Genomic DNA, 14,823 nt, shown 5'->3' on the forward strand with positions numbered 1-14,823 from the left:
TTTTCCTCAGAAAAAATCCACGTTGATGTCTAGACCATCTTGTAAGATAATGCGCACCAAGCTGTCTGCCGAATGGACCGTCTTGACCAAATCGTCATGCAAAGTACGGTCGTTCAGCAAAATACCCACCGTGTTGTCCTTAGATTCGATCTTCTTCTGGACCTTCACGACGAGTTCGTCCAAATGGCTAGTCACTTGTTCCAATTCGCCCAGCAACTTGTCGGCGTTACCCATCACCTTTTCGGTGTTTGCAAACATATTGTCGATAGGCGGCTTAACGCCATCAATCAGGTTATTCACCTTAACCGTCACCTGGTTCAAGCCTTCCAAGCTCTTCCGGAGCTGCGGGTCGGCAGTATTCAGCATCACCAGAATGCGGTCTTCCAAGGTTTCAGCCTTCACAAGAAGGGTCTTGAAGCGTTCCTGGAATTCCGGGTTCACGATCGTCTGGTTCAAGGCCTGCTTCACCGATTCCAAGAGTACCTTCGTAGAGTCGCAAACCTCGCCCACAAGACCAAGGGCTTCGGCGATACCGGCGTCAAACTGGCCCGTAATGGTATCACCCGGAGCAAAGTAGCTCGACGAATCACCCAGGATCATGCCAATCTGGCGTTCACCCATGATACCGATGTTTTGCACGCGGATTTCGGAATCCTTCGGGATTTTCACGTCGGTGCGGAGCCTGATGGTCACCACCACGCGGTGGCCGGCCAAATCGATGGATTCGACCTTACCGAGCTTCACGCCATTCACCTTCACGGGGTCATCGAGCACCAGGGTGCTCACCTGGGTGAAGCGCAGGTAGTAGGTATTAAAGGTTTCGCGGGGGTCCTTCTCATTTAAGAAGAATATTCCAAAAACAAGAATAATCAGGGCTAGGATGACCACCAAGCCAACTGAAAAATAAAGAGCCGAATACTTTTTCATTTGAAACTTAATCTAGCATATTTTTGTATACAATACAGAAAAAGCTCTCCGAAAGAGAGCTTTTAAGGCCAGATTTAAGGGGGCTACTCGTCGATTCGCACGATCGGGCTGTTGTTTTCGATGCCGTTCACATGGCGGTCGAGCCAGTCCAAAAGCAGGGCGTCACGTTCTGCCTTAGGAAGCAAGAAGTTTTCGCGGCCCATTTTCTGCATATACACGTCCAAATAGGTCATGAGTACGCCACCGGCCACGGACACGTTCATGGATTCGGTAATACCGTACTGGGGCAGCTTGAATTCATAATCGGCATGGGCCAGGGTGTCGGGGTGGTTTCCATGGAATTCACTTCCCAGGTAAAAAGCCGTCGGCTGGCTCAAATCCAAATCCAGAACAGAATTGGTGGTATTCGTGCTGGCCACGGCAATCTTGTAACCCTTGGCGCGGAGCTTTTCCATACAGAGCATACGCTTCTTGTAAAGGTACAGGCTCATCCACTTGTAAGAGCCCTTCAGAATAGACTTGTTCACGCTGTAGGCGTTGTCTTCTTCGATAATGTGGACATCCTGGAGCCCGAACACTTCGGCAGTACGGATCACAGCCGAAATATTGTGGGGGTCGAACAAGTCTTCAAGCACCATGCAAAAATGCCTCGTACGGCGATCCACGACAGACGTCAAAAGTTCGCGACGGCGTTCCGTCACACGTTCCAAAAGGGATTCAAGAGTTTCATTCGTCATTTCTTTTCCTTGATAGCCTGAATATCTTTTACCATGATGGGAACTGCCTGCATATCCTGTTCGCGCTTTTGTTTGCGGGCCTTCTGCAAGCGTTCAAAATCACCGAGTTCCCAATGGGCACCGTTCACCACTTCTTCGAAATCAAGAACATACTGGACATTGTCGGCAGACTTCAGCTGGGCACTCTTGAGCATGGGCTCCTTGTTGCCGCCAAAATACATACCGGCCGCCTTCTTGATGTCATTGACAATGTGTTCAATCTTCGTATTCACCACGCTCCTGAACACCTTCATTTGCATAATGTTGTTGAGCACGGAATTGCCGGGGAATACGATTGCAGTTAATTTGTACTTAATCTCGTTACCGGGAATAGGGTCCATGTCCAAGTAGGCGACCGCCGTCCCGTGAAGAGCCCAACGCAAGATCTTGGCGTGTCCATAGCCAAAGAACACATCGCGCATACCGAGTTTTTGACCCGCGCTATCCTGCAGAGCCCAATAGAATTCGCCCGAAAGGCTGCGTCCGTTACTGCCGTTAAAGAACCTTCTGTTCGGATGCGTATATTCCAGCGTATAGTTTTCGTCCAGATAGGCGTTAATCAGCTGCGCCGTAAACGGCATGTTGTCAAACAAATACTTGATAACGTTTTCATTCAGCGGGAGCGTTCCTTCGTAAACGTACTCCACGCGGTACTGGCGACCGAGCCTAGCATAAATCTCGGGAACCATGGGAGCGCCGGGATCAGCCTTGTAGCCGCGATTTGCAAGTTCCTTGAATGGCTTGCAAAATTCGCCATCGTACTTTACTTTAGGCCAAGGATGCTTGTCTCCCACAGAGCAACCCGGGAAATCCATGTTCATGCACGTCTTAAGTCCAGAGCACAGCGAACGCAAATCGTCTTCGTTTTGCAGCTGTTTCAGCAACTTGTGACGGGCGAGCGTATCAGTCGCAGGCCCTTCAGCCGCAAAAGCGAATACCCCGCACAACAGGGCCATCATCAAAGACTTCGCTATGTATGCAAGAATCTTCATTAATCCCTAAACTCCAGACTATCCTGTGGAATGACCGTGAAAGGCTTAATCGCATCAAGCTTCGAAACCGGGGCGACAATGGAAGTCGTCATCTTGTCCATGTCAAAATACTTCTTGACCATCGCCTTTACCTGGTCGGCCGTCACCGCATTAATTTCCTTCACGTAATCCAGGTAGTGGTCATAAGTCTTTCCCACCAGTTCTCCCCTTGCGAAAATAATCGCAGTCGCCTCGGGGCTGTCGAACAGGCTCGGCAGGCTTTCAATCAACGACTTTTTCGCCTGGGCAAGTTCTTCTTCGGTCGGCCCCTGTTCAGCGAATTCATTCACCACTTCGCGAATGAGCTTCAGGGCGAATTCCACCGACTCCACCTTGGTCTGCAAGGCAATGGTCACCATAGCCGTGTCGCGGTAGTCGTTACCCACCGAGCTGTACACGCTGTAAGCAAGGCCTTCGTCGCTACGGACGCGGTTCATCAGGCGACTCGTAAAGCTGCCACCGCCCAAAATGAAGTTTGCCACTGCAGCCGGATAATAGTCGGCGTGAGGTCTACGCACAAAGGGCTGGTTCATGGAAATATTGGCCTGAGTAATATCCTTATCCACCACATAGATTCCAGGCTTTCTCACGAACGAAAGCGGAGTCGGTTCCTGGAAGAGGTTCTTGGAGTCCTTCTTTATGTTCTTCGCAACGGTAGCATTCCAGCTTTCAAAGAATTCCTTGAGCATCACGACTGCTGAATCCTTATCCACGTCGCCCGAAAGAGCAAACAGAATACGGCCGTTAGCATACACGCCTTGCGCCAAACGCTTCAGGTCTGCAACCTTCACCTTCTTGTAGTCGGCGGCATTGGCGTCCCACAGTCTCGGGTTCGGAGCGTAGTTCACCTTGGAACGGAGAGCCGAAAGGACTTTTGCCGGCGTGTCGTAACGGCGGTCATAAGCCGTCAAGAAATTCGCACGCATAATTTCAAACTGATCCTTGTCAAAGGCGGGCGCCGTCAGCACCTGCTTCGAAAGGGCAAGCATATTCGGGAAATCCTTGGACAAACAGTCGATATCGAAAGAGGACGTAAAGGTTCCCACAGAAGACGAAATTCCGGCGCTGATAAATTCCAGAGAATCATCCAAAGCCTTGGCCGAAATTCCACCGCCGCCGCCACGACGCAACAAGCCGCCCATCATAGATGTCGCCGCTTCGTCCTTAAGTGCCAGCGGAGCACGGGGCTGTTCAAAATAGACCGTAAAATTCACCAGCGGAAGGCTGCGGTCACTCACGATATAGCCTGCAATACCCGGCGCAATTTCAACTCGATAATCCTTGGGGTAAGGCGCTACGTACTTGTATTCCGGGAACTGAATATCTTTATAGCTTGCAGGGACTGCAGGCTCAGCCTTTTCTTCAACGGCAGACGTAGCAACCGTATCGGCTTGCACAGCTGCCGGTACAGGTTCCGTTTGGGGTTCCGGCGAACCGGAACAAGCAACCAAAGCCATCGCTGAAGCAGCAGCCAAAAAGAAATCTTTCAAATCAAACTTCATCAAACAATAAGTTAGAAAATTCCTCTTGTGTCAATCCCACGGAGGCGGGAATCTCCCCCTGTTTTCTAAATTTCCACCCATGCCAGGCATTATCCGATTTGCACCGAGTCCCACGGGCTTTTTACACGAAGGGCACTTGCTCTCCGCTCTTTACGTGTGGGCCGCCGCAAAAAAATGGGATCTCAAAATACACCTGCGCATCGAGGACCACGACCAAGGTCGTGCCCGCAAGGAATACATCGACGGTATCCGCGAAGATCTCGCCTGGCTCGGCTTCCGGTACGATAGCGAAAGCATTCAAAGTTCCCATTTTGATTTCTTTCAGAAAGTCCTCGACAAGCTTACCGCCAAAGGGCTCGTTTACCCTTGCACCTGCAGCCGCAAGCAGTTGCAATCCGAAAACCCCATCAGCGAAACCGGCGAGGTGATTTATCAAGGGAAATGTTTTTTTAGACGAGAGACGAAAGACGAGAGACGAGAGATAAATTTACCGCACAATCTTCGGATTGTTATTCCAGACAAAGTAATCAACTGGCACGACGAACGTCTCGGCGACTTTAGCGAAAATCCCAAGCTTCAATGTGGCGATTTCCCGATCCGCGACCGCGACGGTTTCTGGACCTATCAATTCGCCGTCTGCATCGATGACCTTACCGAAGGAATCACCCACATTGTCCGCGGCGAAGACATCCGCAATTCCACCGCCCGCCAAATTGCACTTTCCCAGCTGATTGCCGATACCTGCCAAGACGAACCGAGTCTTCGCATTCCTCCGTACACGCGCCAGCTGTATTTGCACCACCCCCTGATTGTGGATTCCAGCGGAAAAAAACTTTCCAAACGCGAGCACGCCTATAGCCTCCGCCAAGACAAAGACGCCGGTAAAACACCGCCGGAAATCCTCGGGCAAATCCTATACAAAGCGGGATTTTTGTCAAACAATACCCCTACAGCGCTAGAACAGGCGATTACAATCGTAGCAAAGCGACTTTAAACACGCCTTTTACACTCCTTTTTAAAACCCTAATTCCGCAACCGACAATAAATTAGGTATATTCAAGACATGTCTTCACCTTCTGCTATTGTCGCCAAAATTCGGCAAGAAGCCGCCCTCTTTGATTCCAAAGACCGTTTACTCTGCTTTTCGACCAAAAATGACTTACAGTCCCCTTTGATTACCGAAGCAGGAGACCTTTTCTACGAAAAGTGGTTGCAGGCTCATGGGCCCCTTCCCCTGGAATCCTTCTTCCAGGTTTCCCAGAATTTTACCGCGCAGCAAAAGATAACCGCCCTGGATTCCATTACGGCGGTTTTACGTCATAAGCTTGACGACTATGGTGAAACAGACCTTTACCTGCTTCTCGGCTTTTTAAAGTGGGATGGCAACGCCCTGGCCCCGAGCCTTTTGGTTCCGCTGGACTTCGATCCGACTAAGAATACGGTTTCCATTTCGGCCCGTCAACCCATCGAAAACGTAATCCTGCGCGAACGCCTCAAAGACTCCATCGCGCTCCCCTCCGCCGAAGACGCCATCATCAACGGCAAGTTCAGCCTGCTCCTCTATTTTTCACAATTTGAAAAAGCCATCGCAGGCGAACGCAACTGGCGCTTCACCCGTCATGGGGTTTGTCTCGGATTCTTCAATTCCAACCTGCTGAATCTCAAGAAACGTTATGACCTGGGCTTTTCGGAAAAGGCCATCGCAGGCAATCCGATTCTTAATTCGCTTCTTCACGAGGATGGCTTCCAGACCCAGGAATCCCTGTTTGAAGAAAAGGACTTCGACAAGGTCTTCTCCCCTGCTGATCACCACTTCCTATACACCACCGATTCCCACACCAACAAGGTGACGGTGGATGCCGAAAACGAAAGCGCCTGTGCCTACGCGATCCAGGCTCTTCCCGGCACCGAGAAAATGAAGGTGGCAGCAAACATTGTGGCAGACCAAGTGGCCCAAGGCAAGAAGGTGCTGGTGGTTCACAAGCGTGCCGTCAGCAAGCGAAACTTCCATAACGCATGGCGTCCGCCCTTCCGCAGTTTCCCAGATTCCAACCGCAGTGAACTGGAACAGAAAATCCGCACCATGCGGAACAACTTCCTGGAATACTACGACGCCGTCAACAAGCCCATTCCGCCCACCAACGTCGTGCTGGCGGACTTGTTGCGCGAATTCAAGGACGTCAGACCGCCCAAAAAGAAATTCCCCGACCGCATTTTCCGCGGCATCAATCAGCTTGATTTCAACGGATATCAGGAACTCAAGAAAGACATCCAAACCTTGTCTGAATTGTACTTCGACAAGGAGGGCGTCAACGCCCGCAGGGCTTTCCAGGGAGTCAAGGTAGCAAGCCTGTCCCCAGAACAGCAGCAAGTCCTTGCCGAAGAACTCCGCTGCGCCGCAGACCGCGCCAGAGAACTGGAACCGGTCATCAAGAAGATGGAATCGACAGGACTCTTCCCCACCGGAATGTTCCTGTCGGGAATGGTCGACATCCTCGAACTCCTGCGCGACAACTTTGACGAAAATACGCCGACCTTCGAAGACTGGCAGCTTCGTAGCCATAACTGGCACGCCTACAAGGACACGCTGACCCACCTCCCCGAAGCTGGCGACCAATGGGTGCGGTACCGCAGGCAGACCTCCGACATTTACACCGACAACGCCGTCGATGAAAACATCCAAAACGCACGCGACGACTTTGCCGAATGCCAGAATATTTCACTCAAGGGACTTTCGGAACGCTATCGTTCTTCCCGCAAGCGTTTGCTGCAAGTGATTCGCAAACCCAAGACCGTCGACTCCGACGCCAAGCTTCTGGATTTGATCGACACCTTATTGGAACTGCAGGCAAACAAGAAGTCTTACAAGGAAAGCGCCGTGCTGGGCAATCACCTGCTCGGACGCGACTGGCACTTTGAAGGCTCTAACTGGGTCGAACTGAACCAGAAGATCCAATACATTTACGAATTCCGCGATCAGCACAAGGACGATCCCAAGCTGGACTTGCTCCTGCAGTTACTGGAACAATGGCATAACTTCAAAGAGCTGCAACCGGAATTGTCGAACCTCTGGAATTCCGTCATCGAGCTCCAGACGTCCATCAAGCAAATCAACAAGGACATGCAGCTTGAAACTCCGCTGGAAAGTCTGAGCATCGACAAGTGGCTCGGCCAGATTCAGTCCTGGAGCGACAACTGGAACCATTTCGATATTCATCTGCAATTGGCCGCTCATTTCCAGAAAATGGAAAGCTACTGCGGCATGGCCCTCGTCGAATACCTCAAGGACCCCGATAACGCAGATGCCGATTTCAGCAACGCCCTCGCCCACTATTGGACCGGGGCCCAGATTCAGGCGGCGACCAAAGCCTGCCCGAGCCTGTTCTCGGAAAGTCCGAAGGCTAAGGCTCAAAAGAGCAAGGAATACCGCACGCTCTTGGACCAGTTCTCGGGTGCAAACTTCAAGGAACTGCACAACGCCGTCGACAACGATCCGAGCGTTCTTACTGAAGTTTCTCTCGCCGATGCACTTCGCATTTCCGACAAGCAATCCTTCGACATCACCATCATACTCGATGCCGACGCGATCTCCCTTGCCGAAGCCACGCCGATTTTGCTTGCCGCTCCCAAGACCATTCTTGTGGGCGACCCCCACAACCCGAGTCACGAATACCTGCCCATCGATGCCTTCCACGAAGAATCCGTTGCACGCAACCCCTTCTTCCAAGAAAGCATCCTCACGGCAGCCCTTCGCCAGGGAGCACCGACTCGCGAGCTCTGGTTCTCGGCTCAGTACAGCGATCCCGCCATTGTAAGCTTTGCCAACGAACGCATCTACAACAACGGAATCAAGCAACTTCCGCCGGCAAACAATGATATTTTCAAGGGCATTTCAATCAAGGAAGTCCCCGACAAGATCGAAGCGATTGCGCTTACCGCCATACGCCATGCAGAACGCCACCCCGAAAAGACTCTCGGAATCATCGCATTCCACCAGTCCACCTGTCAAGAAATCGAAGACAGCATCCGGGCCAAGCTGATTGCAGGCACTGCGGCGGCAGCCTTCTTCGCAAGACCCAACGCAGATATCCGCTACTTCGTGAAGACTCCCGAAAGAGCCGTGGACCAGTTCCGCGACACCATTCTCGTCTGTATCGAAGCCGAAGGCGCCAGCGGACTGGCCGCCGACCACAAGGTCACGGTTTGTTCGACCCTCGCAAAGCGAGAACTCCGAGCCTTTACCACAGAACTGGATCTCTCGAAGATTGCATCCCAAAAGAATTCGCTCTTCCGCGAATGGATCAACTTCATGCAGTCCAGACAGTACGATCCCGTCGTGGACATCGAACCTGCAGAATCTCCGCTCCGCAACGAAGTCATTCAGGTTCTTAAAGACGCGAATATCGTCGTGCAAGAATATTCCTGCAAGGGCGGAATTCCCGTGGGCCCGGTCGTGGTTGACGCGAACAACCCCACCCATTTCTTGTCCCTTATCGAAGACGACTGCACGACGGAACGTTTCCGCGATTCTATCGAAGACCGCGATTACGTTCGTCCGCTAATCCTAAAACAATTCGGCTGGAAAGTCATGAACGTCTGGTTGCCGTTCTGGTTCATGTCTAATCAGGACGAAGTCGGCCACCTGATTGCAACCATCGCCATCGAACAGAGCGTGGCGCCCCCGCCCACAACGGAACCTGATGAAGACGATGGATCCGACGTGTTCGATGCCGCCTCCAAGCCCATGACGGAACCCTACGTGGTGCAGCACCCCAAGATCGAGGGAACCGCCCACGACAAGCCTATCGCAGAACTTCCCATTGCCGCGCTCATTACGCAGCTCAAGTTCTACGTCGACAGCGAAGCGCCCATTCACGAAGAAATATTGAAGCAGCGCGTTCTGGAACTGCACCATGTAGACAGGGCAGGTCCTGTGCTACAGCAAGTTCTGACCGAAGCAATCCACCAGGGTCTGCAAAAGAAACGCTTTATCAAGACCGGACCGTTCTACTACTCACTCAAGGCCAAGGATTTGGTCGCACGCAACCGTTCGAACCGTCCGGACTTTGAACGCAAGCTTGCCTACGTAGCTCCTGAAGAACGCGCCCTCATGCCGCAGAGCATGGACGAACATGCCCTGAAACAGGCCATGGGACTTTTGGAATAGCATTAACAAAAAAAGTTCCACCCTGCGGGTGGAACAACCTCATTACTCAAAGGATGCCTAAGGCATCCGAGCTCGTCGCTATTTTACCTTCACAACAAAAGCCGTGATATTGTAAGCAGACAATTCTCGAGCCTTGTCTTCGGCAGCCTTCTTGCTACCCCATCCACCGCCGCGGAGCTTGTAGAAGGGAGCATCGAACACCACCTGAATGGAGTAACCGGTGCTTGCGGAAAGCTGCGCACGACGACGCTGGGCAGCATCAAAATCTGCCACCGATTCAAACTGAAGCATATAGTAGCCATCAGACTTGGACGACTTGGCGGCAGCCTTCGGCACAGCCGATTCGTTCTTGACACTGTCGCGCAGAGACGCGCTCAAAGCAGGTTTGTATTCCCTGCCGCGGAAAAGGGTATCCAAATCGGTCGGTTCGGCGGCAAAGGCAACGGTGCACAGGCACAGGGCAAATAAAATCTTTCGCATAGGTCAAATATAACAAAAAGCTCCCGTGAAGGGAGCTTTCTAAGTTCATTATGTCAGGGTTTACTTTCCTGCATTCAGGTAGTCTGTAACAGGCTTCGGCGAACGCTTGATGCCCCATACAGAGGTAGATTCCTGCTTTGCATCCTTACCGGCAGAACCGAGCTTCACGTAGGAATTGAGCTTCACGATGTAGGCGCCAGTGCCCACCACGCGGCCCTTGTCAGAACGCATGTTCCAACCGATGAAGTAGTTGCGGTCATTACCGGCATCAATACAGGTACCGCCATTGAAGTACTGGATCTGCTTGCCGTCAGGACCAACAGCCGTGTTCTTCTTGTCGTCGCAGTAAATCTTCTGCTTCTTGCTGGCAACGTAGTTACCCAAGTTGGTGAAGTACTGCACTTCGTAGTAGAAGAAGATGTCATCAGCAGTGACCTTAGCCCTATCTTCGTCGGAGAGGCCGTTGTACAGAGCGTACATATCAGCTTCGACGAAGTGACCCGGCCTACCGCCTTCAGCAGCGAAGACTTCGTTCTTGGTCATCGTGGTACGATAGCCGTTCACCGACACGGCAGGAACGTTATCGCCAGCCGGGACGTTAGCCGTAGAGGCAAACTTGTTTTCGTGCACAGCCTTGTTAGCGTCACCCGTCACAGGAATCCAGATAGACGGCAAGCGCTTGGTTTCCTTGTAACCCGTCGGAGAGTTCCAGACAAAGCCAGCATCAGCCGTAGAACGGATAGAGTCGGCACCACCAACGGTCAGATCCACATCGTCAGACCAAATGATGTTTGCAAGGTCACCGGCCAGGCGTACATAGTCACCCACGTGCGGAGAAACGCTGCCGCGCATGTACATGAACTTGATACGGCCTTCGCCATTGGCAGCACCCAAAGCCGGATCGCTCTGAGCGGTCACCACAGCGGAGGTGTTGCTCAAGGCAGAAGCATAGCGGGCATTGTCAGCCAGGTCAACTGCAGAATTCAGGTAGAAGTCCAGAGAGCTTCTCTTGTTGGAGGTGGTCACGAGCTTGACCGGTTCGGACATAATCACCACGAGGCTGTCGTAATCCGTCAGGTCGTCACCATTCTTAAGAGTACGCACTTCGGCACGCAGCGGCACCGGAGCAATACGGTCTGTCAAAGCACCGGAGAAGCCCTGCTTCACGTCACGGCCCTTGTCCTTGAACACGGCGTAAGAATGAACCTTACCCACACCAGCAGTCTTGACGCTCTTGGAGAGTTGCAGATTGCCGATCGTGATCAAGTTGGAGCAGTAGCCGCCCACGCCATTGTATTCCGTCAGATTAGAGCAGTCAATGTTGCTCTTGTCAATCGTCAGCAAGGCGTTACAAGTAATCGAGACATCCTTCGGAATGTTGGAGTAGCCTTCTTCAACCGGATTGTGTTCTTCGGCAGAAGCAGAATCCCACATCACGCAAATCTTAGTCGGCAAGGAGTCCTGATGGAGACGACGGTCGTAGTAGATTGCGATAGAGTCGCCAATACCATCCAGGTATTCCTGGCTCATGCTGAAGTAGGGTTCAGGAATCTTGTGTTCCAGAGAAGGTGTAGCACCATGAACGTCGAACACGTCAGCCAAGACCGGAATAGGTACCGGCGGTTCGCGGAAGTAAACCGGGCTGTATTCGGCCTGGACATAGTCATTCATTTCAGCCACGATCTTTGCCGGATTGTTCACACCCGGATCCGTATCCCAGCGATAGACCTTCAGAGAACGAATCGACACCGTAGCGTAGCCGTTTTCGAAAGCCACTTCTTCAGGGATAAAGTCAATACCCGGAGAGGTCAAGGAAACGCTGTTATGGACCTTAAAGCCATCGCACTCTGTCAAGCAGGGGGTATAGCTGCCGTCGGAATTGGGCTTCAGGATCACAAGGTAGAAGTCATAAATGGAACCAGACCAGTATTCTTCATAAGATCCATCGGCCTGAGCAGTCATGCCCTTGACAGCCGTGGGATTTTCGCCGGCTTCAGGAATCTTTTCAACAAAGGAAATCTGCGGCAGGTAGAAGCTAATAGACATGGCCTTGTCACGACCAGTAACACTGATCTTGAATTCCTTGATGGCAGCATTCATTTCTTCCATCGGGACGGTCACGTACACGGTATCGACACCGGTTTCACCAATCTGGAGCTTGTCCGTTTCTCTAATTCTCGTGTAGGTTTCCGTTCCGAGGAGCGGATCCACGTCTCTCTTGTAGACAACCATAGCCTTGTCGTGAGAAAGTGTGTATTCAACACCCTTGGCATCTTCCGGATAAATTTCCACATCCTTGGTAGCGCCTTCGCCAGCAGCCACAGAAGAGATATAGACCGGAACTCTTTCACCAGCCATAGCGGAGGTCTGCAAGGTGTACTTGCCGCCCGGAATATCCACGCCGGTAGTATCCTTGGCAACGCCGTTAGCATAAACAACGTCCACTTCACCACTCATACGGAAGGTTGCCACCTTCTTGGTCTTGCCATCAATGTTGATGAACAAAGTGTAGCGGCCACCGCCAAGGCAAACCTTGGACTTGTCCACCTTCGGAGAGGTCAGAGAGGTCAAGTCAATACCGCACTTGTACACATCCGGAACAGAGACATTTTCAAAGCCAGGCACAGCCGGAGAGCTAATGGTGTTACCCTGGACCAAGGTGAAGGAAATGGGCAAGTTTGCATTCTTGATTTCTTCACCGCAGTACTTTTCTTCCTTTTCGTCACCGGTCATTGCAGAGGCGCAAGAGCCGTCACCCGTCTTGGTGTAGCAAATATCGTAAGACGTTTCAGCCGGATTGTCCTTGTTCTTGGTACCCTTCACATCGATAGCAGTCTTCTGCTGGATGTACATGTTCGTCTTGATACGAACGTTACTCATGGTCGTACGGCGGTCGCAGAAGAAGATATCGATATCATACTGGTTACCAACCGTCAGCAATTCACCATCATAGCCCTTGAATTTATCCAAATCCACATAACCCGGAGCGGCCAAGTGGGTACCACCAAGGTCCACAGCGAGTTTGTTGTCAATGAACACCCAAATATCGTCGTCGCCGCGGAAGTTGAACTTCAGACCCGGCTTGTGGGTGAACTTAGCATGAGATTCAAAGCAGTAATGCTGGTTTCTTTCAGCAGACCAACGATAAGAGGCGCCGGCAGTAGACTGATCCACTTCGGTATCGGTTCCTTCCTTGAAGAAGTGCCAACCGGTCGGAGCGCTATTAGAGCAAGACCAACCCATCACGCAAGTACCGGATGCACCACCGACAAAATCAATGGCGAAAGCCATTTCTTCATCACTACCGGTATTGAACTTGCCTTCACATTCTTCACCACCGTCCCAACCGGGGCCGTTACAAAGAATATCAATCTTCGGCATACCTGTTGCCGGATCGATTTCGCGGAAGGCCGGGCCGTAGAACACGGGACCTTCGGCAGCACGTTTCGTACGAGCAGCTTTAAGCGGTTTCTGCAACGGGTCTGCAGCCAAGATGATTTCATCTGTATTATTTTCAGCCGGATAGAATCCACCAGGGCCCTTGGCTCCCGGGCTGTGGTAGAAGTCAGAGTCGAATTCCCACTTACCGTCGTTAGAACGCTTGAACGGCATATCATAGCAGCTCTTTTCGTTCACGCCTTCGGCGTAGTTGAACATTTGATCAAAGAACGTGTCATTAATAAAGCAGGACTTACCCAAGGTGGTAAGTTTCGGCTTTCTCATAGCCTGGGGCTTGGAAGGATCAAGTTTATCTTCCACAAGTCCATGATGAACGCCAAGGCAATTATTCACTGCAGTAACGGCTTCCGTCTGGGAAACACCTTGGGCGCCCCTCTGGCAGCCTTCACCACCGGCAGAGTAGCAAGAGAAAGCCGGATGCAAATCAGCATCGGTATCGTAAATAATAGCGGCCATGGTGTAAGAGCAGGTACCTTCGATACCTTCCACATCGGCAGCGTGGTAGAAATAGCCATTCGGGCTTTCACCCTTCTGTTCTTCGTCCGGGACAAAGAAGAGGGAGTCCGTATTTTCAAGAATCTGGCCCAGAGGAATCGGCGTTGCCGTTGCAGCCATCTCCCAGTTACCGTTCAAACCGATCATGTCTTCGCGCAACAGGTCGTCGTCGCGGTAAAGGACCACATCGTCGGTGATTTCTTCACCGAAGAACACATAAGAGTACCAGCCGCACAGGTCTTCCACAGCCGTCATGGGCTTACCGGTCTGGCCACCATCCATACTGATCATGGGCACAGAAGACATCCATTCTTCCATGTCAGGCGGAATCATGACAAAGAAATACTTGGCATCCGGGGGGTTCGGTCCGAAAGAAGTCTTGTTGGCTTCTGCGGGATTTTCATAAATATAAATGACACCCGAGGTCATATCGGCACAGGTAAACGGGTCAGTCTGCTGCCAGCCGTCCTGGCCGCCACCGATGTTATAGTCAACTCTCGTAATACCAGGGTCATTCCAGTCAGCCTTCATGAACCAGAACTTTTCAGCATACTGGCCACCATAGGTCAAGGCATCTAGCACATACCAGCCGTTTTCTTTCAAATCAGCCGATAGCTCGGTCTTGGTACCGTCAACCATGATGTACGGTGTTGCCCAAGAATCCGGGAGCTGTACATAGATTTTACCTTCGCACTTTAAGGCAAAGGCGTTCTGCACTCCTGCGAAAAGCAGACAGACACCCAAAGCCCACTTGCATAGGAGGTTCGTTGTTGTTTTCATCATTTTCGTTTCCATCGATGTTTTTACTTCAAACAGAGCATAACAAAAAGACGGCCTTTTTGAAATGCAATAGACCGCCCTCAAATTTACCCTTTTTTGCCCAAAAAGCCAAATGATTTTTCTCGTTTTTTTGTGAAAAAAACGTGACTTTTGTGTACAGAAACTTATAAAAACGAAACAAAGTGAGTTTCGTCACAAGAAAAAAG

8 protein-coding genes are annotated in these 14,823 nt (G+C 51.5%); 2 read left to right on the forward strand and 6 right to left on the reverse strand.

Going from position 1 to position 14,823, the window contains the following annotated elements; genetic code table 11:
* Positions 1-6: 6 nt before the first annotated feature.
* From BUA40_RS06495 to BUA40_RS06510, 4 genes are all read right to left on the reverse strand, one after another.
* A complete protein-coding gene (locus BUA40_RS06495) occupies positions 7-927 on the reverse strand; it encodes an MlaD family protein (protein WP_072799750.1) in 921 nt (306 codons plus the stop codon).
* Between the two features lie 83 nt (positions 928-1,010).
* Positions 1,011-1,664 (reverse strand): TrmH family RNA methyltransferase, encoded by a 654-nt coding sequence (locus tag BUA40_RS06500; protein WP_072799752.1) that lies wholly within the window; start codon positions 1,662-1,664, stop codon positions 1,011-1,013.
* A complete protein-coding gene (locus BUA40_RS06505; RefSeq protein ID WP_072799755.1) occupies positions 1,661-2,695 on the reverse strand; it encodes a hypothetical protein in 1,035 nt (344 codons plus the stop codon). The genes BUA40_RS06500 and BUA40_RS06505 overlap by 4 nt, the downstream gene beginning before the upstream one ends.
* Entirely contained in the window at positions 2,695-4,224 is a 1,530-nt protein-coding gene (locus BUA40_RS06510; protein WP_255369234.1) for a M16 family metallopeptidase, read from the reverse strand. Before BUA40_RS06510 ends, BUA40_RS06505 begins: the two co-directional genes overlap by 1 nt.
* 91 nt (positions 4,225-4,315) lie before the next feature.
* On the opposite strand from BUA40_RS06510, the gene BUA40_RS06515 reads away from it, so the two are divergent.
* Together BUA40_RS06515 and BUA40_RS06520 are read left to right on the forward strand one after the other, a co-directional pair.
* Positions 4,316-5,230, forward strand: a complete 915-nt coding sequence (locus BUA40_RS06515; RefSeq protein WP_072799761.1) for a glutamate--tRNA ligase family protein — start codon at positions 4,316-4,318, stop codon at positions 5,228-5,230.
* Positions 5,231-5,299: 69 nt separating this feature from the next.
* Positions 5,300-9,403 (forward strand): hypothetical protein, encoded by a 4,104-nt coding sequence (locus BUA40_RS06520; protein ID WP_072799763.1) that lies wholly within the window; start codon positions 5,300-5,302, stop codon positions 9,401-9,403.
* A gap of 78 nt (positions 9,404-9,481) precedes the next feature.
* Here the strand turns inward: BUA40_RS06520 and BUA40_RS06525 are convergent, their stop codons facing one another.
* A complete protein-coding gene (locus BUA40_RS06525; RefSeq protein WP_072799766.1) occupies positions 9,482-9,883 on the reverse strand; it encodes an SPOR domain-containing protein in 402 nt (133 codons plus the stop codon).
* 60 nt (positions 9,884-9,943) lie between these two features.
* Positions 9,944-14,620 carry a fibro-slime domain-containing protein gene (locus BUA40_RS06530; protein WP_178299570.1) on the reverse strand — a complete coding sequence of 1,559 codons (4,677 nt, stop codon included), beginning with the start codon at positions 14,618-14,620 and terminating at the stop codon, positions 9,944-9,946.
* Between the last annotated feature and the right edge of the window lie 203 nt (positions 14,621-14,823).

It is taken from the genome of Fibrobacter sp. UWT2, from assembly GCF_900142545.1.
Lineage (GTDB): Bacteria > Fibrobacterota > Fibrobacteria > Fibrobacterales > Fibrobacteraceae > Fibrobacter.